Here is a 5,658-nt window from a genome sequence, read left to right on the forward strand (position 1 = left end):
GCAGGATCGAACTTCCGAAACGAAAAACAGTTCAACCAATGATTGCTGTAGGGCGTTATGATTCCATCCAGTTTAAACGTACTGGCAAGGGATGATTATCCTGGATACGAAAGTATCTATCTGGTTCACACTGGACATTGGTTTAACACTTTTTACCGGATTTATCCGGGTGAGCTTATCCAGACAGATAGGGAGAAAGCAATAATAAATACTATCGGGGCAGTGGAATCCTGTCATCATTGGAATCCCCAGGAAGTGTTACTTTCTGTATTCACCCTATTGTTAATAGGGATATTCTCTGATTAAAAGTTATTCAGGTATTTGATTTTAACCCCATTACATGCCTTGTAGTGGGGTTTTTTTAGAGGAATTATTGTGAAATTAAGGAAACATCAGCAGGAAATGTCTGATCTTTGTGATCGTATCAATAATGGTGAACCTATCCGGGAAATTATTTGTGATGTTACCCCTGGAGGAGGAAAGACTGGGCTCGGTATTATTGCTGCCAAGAAACTTACAAGAGGATTTTGTGACAAAGTTGCTGTATTTGTTCCCAGGAACACTCTGAAGTATCAATTTGAAAGTGACATGATAGATCCTTTCTTTGAATCTGATAGAACAATAAGAGCTGCAGACAACACACCGGACCCATCAAGAGGACTGGACGGGTTCTCCACCACCTACCAGGGATTGTCCAGCAATCCGGAAAGTATGATCAATGACTTTGAGAAACATAAATATATAAAAATATGTGACGAATTCCACCATATCTCTGATGACGGAGAATGGGAAAAACCGTTAAATGTTTTAAGGGACCTTTCTAAACTCAATATTTACATGACCGGAACAGCTTTTAGACAGAAAGACCGGATATCCTTCCTTCCATACGGAGACAATGGCTATCTGGACCGTAGAGAAACGCCATACAGGAAGTTTCTCACCTATACTCGTACCGATGCCCTGGAAGAGAATGCAATCGTTCCTATCGAGTTTGAGACAATAGATGGTTCTGGAAGATACCGGAAGAATGATAAAATTATTTCATTTAACACAATTGAACATAAAGATCTTGAAGCTGCCTTGAAGAGTGACTATGCCTTTCAATTGATAGATCATGGATTAGACAAATTCATGACTTTCAGAAAGTACAATCCCGATGCAAAGATGATCATTGTTGGAAGGGATATTGCCACCACTCAATTATATTGTGACCATGTTAATAAAAGGATAAATTCAAATTCTGTTTCATCTGATGATAAAGACTCTGTTGATATTATCAATAGATTCAAAGCTGGAGAATTCCCGGTCCTTTGTGGAACCGGTATACCCTATGAAGGTTTGAATGTCCCTGATTGTTCTGACATGGTAGCTTTGACTCATATCAGAAGTATTAGCTGGTTGTCTCAAATGACTGCAAGAGCTGTCAGAGTAACCCCTTGGAAGACTATAGCTCGCATAACTGCACCTGCAGATCCGGAATTTCTTCAATTTATGTCTGCTTTGATAAATGAGCAAGAACAAATATGCGGATCATCTGAAGAGGATGAAAGGAATAAAAAAGGTAAAGGGACCCCTAAACATGGTATTGAAATTATACAAGGAAGTGCTCATATTCCTCCTTCTGCAAAAGAGAAGATAGTCCGGGAAGAATTGAATTTAAGGATAAACAGATATATAAGCGAACAATCAACAAAGATAATCAACGGAAAAAAAACTTTTGTTCATACTGAATCTATGACCAGGAGGAAAATTCTCTGGTACAGGATATATATAAAAATAGGTAGAAAATGCCAACTCAAGGAAATGACTATGCCAGAAATGGATTTAGCTCTCAATCTCATTATAGACTTGACAAGTAAGTGAACTAGTGTATATTTAGATATAGGAGAACAAGAAGAGAATTTAAATATTTTAAAAAGGGAATAGAATGAGTATTATTGAAAAGTTAATACCTGATGTGTAAACTAATAAAATCGATATAGATAGAAAGGTTAAAACAGCTCATTCATATCCTCCCATGAGAATATAAGCATCCGGTTCATTATCCCTGTTATAGAGCTCTAAAGATGTTCTGACTGCGATTGATTTATAGTCATAATCTGCAACATCTGAGCAAATATACATTTTTACCCAAAGGTTCTCGCCGGGAGCTGTGCCAACCGGGAAGAAGTAAATATGAAGCGGTTCAGGCCCCAGGGCTTATCCTGGACGGTTATCACACTGGATGCTGATACAAGGTCTTTACCGTCTGATACGGCTACTGTGATGATGTATGACTGTTCAACGTCCGGAGACTTTGAGAAAGTTAAGCTCTCTGAATCTCCGCAGCTCTCCCCGTCTACCGTCCAGCAGTAGAAATGATAGAAGTCATCCTGGTCATCGATTGTCACTGTAAAAGTCACGGATGCACCATTTGAAATCATCGAAGATCCTGGGAGCAATTTAATAACAGGGATGAAATTCTCTGCCTCAATTATTGGCTCTTCAATGATTTCCTCAATGACTTCCGGTTCTGTCGGCTGCTCACAACTGAACAGCACGAACAGAATTAGAATGAAACTAAGCCGGTACAACGGGGTCCACCGGTTTGACTCTTGCCACAAACTCCCCGGCCTGGTCCCGGTTCAAAAGTTCGGCTTACAGGCTTGATCTGCTGAGTAATTCGATCTTTTCTTTCTGAGTAGTTTCGACCACGGCATAAATATAATCGGCTATTTCGGCATCAGTTTTTCCGAGGACAAGCACTCCGTCGATCATTCTTGCGAGGCCATCATTTTCAGACCATTCCTGCTCCGTTATAGTTGCAAGCGGCTTGCCTAGTTTAAGCACATTTTCTGCAAAGTCTTTGTCAGTGTGCGATTCGATTCTGTCTTGTGCTAGATATAAATAAATCATGATGCTTCTCCATATAACCTGCTGTACAGTAGTTCTGCCTTCCGTGAATCACCATTGAGCGATATCCAATGCCCTTTCCATGCCTTGTATGCAAGATCGACCTGATTTAGTGGAAGCCCCATCTCTTTGAATTTTTTCAGTTTGGTACACATCCTTTTCAGCCCTGCCTTGTCGGGATGGATGAGAATCTTTCCTGTTCCAGATATCCTGTAGATACATTTCATAAAGGTGAAGTTCCTGGTTAATTTCACTATCTGTGTTTTGTGCAGATTTAGAGGGATTCCCAAAGAATCATATTTTTTGCTCAACAGAAAGAGCTTCTCTTGAGCCTCTTCTTTGGTAGGGACAATGAAATAGCTGTCATCCATGTAGCGTCCATATTGCTTGAGATGTAAATTCTCTTTGGCATAATGGTCGATACTGTTAGGGAAAAATATAGCGGTTATCTGTGATACCTGTGAGCCAAGCCCGAGGCTTTTATCTCCGAATTCATCTATATATTTATGGACTATGCCACTGGTTTTTTTATCGTTGATCTGTTTGTCAATCATTGGGTAAAGGATACTGTGCTCTATGCTGTCAAAATATTTCCGGCAATCAAGCAACACTATATATCCAGCAGTTCCATATTTTCGATAGTGCCTCATTAGATGAACCTTTATTCTATCCCGGGTAAAAGAAGTCCCTTTGCCTTGGAGACTTGCTCCGTTATCGTGAATAAGTGATTTAGATAATATTGGAGTGAGGATCTGGTTGCACAATGCTTTCTGCACGACTCTCTCAGATATGTGAACACTTTTAATATGCCTATTCTTGCCTCGTTCGTTTATGTCAAACTCAAAGAATCCCTTGGTCACTATTTCGCCCTGTTCAAGAGTTTTTATAGTATCCGATATGTTCTTAATCAGGTGTTGTTCATACTTTTGTATGGAATATTTCCAGGATACCCCTTTTTTGCTCTCTTGATATGCATATAACAAATTCAGAGGATCTGTTAATAAAAAGAAAGAATCATGCTGATAGGATGACCTGCTCTTAGTAGAGCAACATCCGTCATGATCCCTATTTTCGCCTGAGCGAAGGATTCCTGTCTCCTTTTTCAGTAGGTTACTGTCACAAACGATAGTTTGCTGTGAACCTATTAAAGAATCGGGAACAACTCCATTAGTATTGCTAGCATTGTTATTGTTGGCATTACCGTTGTTGTTCGCATTACAGAAGTTGGTCGTGGAAATAGACAGAAACCTGCTTAACATATTTATTTACCTTGTATCATTTTTAGTATTTTTGAGTTGGATTGTTTCCAACGTCTGAGCAATTTCTTTTCATGATCTATCGAATCAATGAACATTATTACCTGCCTAATTTTCTCTGGATATAAATCCACCAGGTACTCCAATTCGTTCTCTATATTCGCTACATAACCAATCGCCTTATTTTGTAACAGCTTCCGTTGCATTACCTCCTCAGCGGTTGTCGGGTATATTTCATTGGCGTTGACAATTGATTCCATCATATTGCCTAATAAGTCTAATATCCTTGTCTGTATATAATATTCCAATCCTTTGCTATAACAGAATTTGCTTTCGTCATAAAACATCTGTTCTAACATCTTGGTGATATCTCTCCGCAGGCTTCTGGCAGTCATATAAAACTGCATACCGGATATTTTTCTTTTAGATACAATTACACTCATAATATTCCTTAAAACAGCCCCTAACGGGACTGCCGATTATCAGATTTCAGATTAGAAAAGCGGGAACAACTCCATAAGTATTGCTAGCAATGTAATTGATGGCATAACCAGTGCTGTACGCAAGACAGAAGTTGGCCGTGGAATCTGATCTATCGGTTGCTTCCCACCAATGACTTCGAATGTTATTAAACAATTTTACTTTTGTTTTTGGGTTAGATGCAAACAGAGGGAATTGCAGTGACGACCCTGTGTAATGTCCGCCACGGCCCCACGCTTGAGTTCCAAAAACTTCGACTTCAGTAGGCAAAAACACTGACTCAGCCTTCCATTCCCACGTTACATGGTCAGAGAGCAAACGATGCACGGTGAGGGGAGTCAAGCCAAGAGCAGATATAATTGCGGTCTGTAAATCCCCGTGTAACCATGTGTATAGGGCAGATGCCGCATAACCACCAGCGTTTGTGTCAGTGGCATTGTACTGATGTTCAATCGGAATATTTTTAAACTGCATTACTACGTGATGAGATGTCACAGCAGTATCACCTGTATTATAATAGTGATCAAAACTGACTATTTGAGCCCTCAGATTTTGATACGATGCGTTCCAAGTGAGGCTAATGGCCCCGGAGTTTAACGATGGAATATCGATATAGTCACCCAGCCGTAACCCGGTAAAATCACCAGTAGATGATATAGCTCTCAGTTTAGTAAAGGCATCGGATGCACTGGAGGCACCGAGTACAGCTTCAAGATCCCGTCCGTTTAGACCTAATGCATCTGGGACAACATTTTTAATATTAGTTGTATTTAAAACAACATCTGAGTGATTTTTTCCGTCTGAACTTCTATGAGTAGTATTTAATTCCTGACCTGTTTTCATATCACTTATGGACCCGTTTCTATATATTGAAGTTATTCCGTTTGTCCAGCTTGTGTTTGATTCTCCTACTGCTATTGCGTCTATATTGTAAATATTTGCATTCAATACTGTAGTAGATGAAGCAGGAACAAGAATCTCACAGATCTTTAGCCAACCTGTTTCTACAGCACCTGCTACGCCTCCTGGA

6 protein-coding genes are annotated in these 5,658 nt (G+C 39.8%); 1 reads left to right on the top strand and 5 read right to left on the bottom strand.

The window, feature by feature from the left end:
- Positions 1–375 precede the first annotated feature (375 nt).
- Positions 376–1,863 (top strand): DEAD/DEAH box helicase family protein, encoded by a 1,488-nt coding sequence (locus PF479_RS14690; protein ID WP_298007933.1) that lies wholly within the window; start codon positions 376–378, stop codon positions 1,861–1,863.
- A gap of 263 nt (positions 1,864–2,126) precedes the next feature.
- On the opposite strand, the gene PF479_RS14695 is transcribed toward PF479_RS14690, so the two are convergent.
- The 5 genes from PF479_RS14695 to PF479_RS14715 all read right to left on the bottom strand — a co-directional run.
- Positions 2,127–2,423: a hypothetical protein gene (locus tag PF479_RS14695; protein ID WP_298007935.1), complete on the bottom strand. Its 297-nt coding sequence runs from the start codon at positions 2,421–2,423 to the stop codon at positions 2,127–2,129.
- A gap of 214 nt (positions 2,424–2,637) precedes the next feature.
- Positions 2,638–2,895 (bottom strand): hypothetical protein, encoded by a 258-nt coding sequence (locus PF479_RS14700; protein ID WP_298007936.1) that lies wholly within the window; start codon positions 2,893–2,895, stop codon positions 2,638–2,640.
- The gene (locus PF479_RS14705; protein ID WP_298007938.1) at positions 2,892–4,151 is read right to left on the bottom strand and encodes an RNA-directed DNA polymerase; all 1,260 of its coding nucleotides are present in this window, start codon (positions 4,149–4,151) and stop codon (positions 2,892–2,894) included. Before PF479_RS14705 ends, PF479_RS14700 begins: the two co-directional genes overlap by 4 nt.
- 2 nt (positions 4,152–4,153) lie before the next feature.
- Positions 4,154–4,591, bottom strand: coding sequence for a hypothetical protein (locus PF479_RS14710; protein ID WP_298007940.1), 438 nt, complete (start codon positions 4,589–4,591; stop codon positions 4,154–4,156).
- Between the two features lie 46 nt (positions 4,592–4,637).
- On the bottom strand, positions 4,638–5,658 hold a 1,021-nt coding region (locus PF479_RS14715; RefSeq protein WP_298007942.1), incomplete at its 5' end, for a hypothetical protein.

Source organism: Oceanispirochaeta sp., assembly GCF_027859075.1.
Lineage (GTDB): Bacteria > Spirochaetota > Spirochaetia > DSM-2461 > DSM-2461 > Oceanispirochaeta.